At 72.2% G+C, this 395-nt stretch carries 1 pseudogene; it reads right to left on the bottom strand.

The features are described from left to right. A pseudogene (locus tag C1I97_RS39005) lies at positions 1 to 395 on the bottom strand (hypothetical protein); the annotation flags it as partial.

Below are 395 nucleotides of genomic sequence, written 5' to 3'. Positions count from 1 at the left end.
GGAAGCGCCAATGCTCGGTCGAGGTCGAGCCGGCACGGCAGCCCACGAACAGCACCACGTCGGCAGCGGCCACCACGTCGCGCGTGGCCATCACGCCGCCGTTGGAGCCCACCACGCCGGCATTCAGCGGATGCGTGTCCGCCAGGCTGCCCTGCCCGCTGACCGTCACGCAAACGGCCGCTTTCAGCGTTTCCGCCAAGGCCTGCAAGGCGCCGCTGGCGCCGGCGATGACCACGCCGCCGCCGCAGATGATCACCGGCGCGCGCGCGCCGATCAGGCGCTGCGCGGCACGGGCCACGTCCGCCGGGTCGGGCGCGAAGCGCATGGACGGGAACTGGCCGTGCTCGGGCTGCGCCCAGATATCGGACGCGTCCACTTGCTGCTTCATCACGTCA

It is taken from the genome of Streptomyces sp. NTH33, from assembly GCF_003236365.1.
Taxonomy (GTDB): Bacteria; Actinomycetota; Actinomycetes; order Streptomycetales; family Streptomycetaceae; genus Streptomyces.
This window is presented reverse-complemented; position numbering and strand designations above follow the sequence as displayed.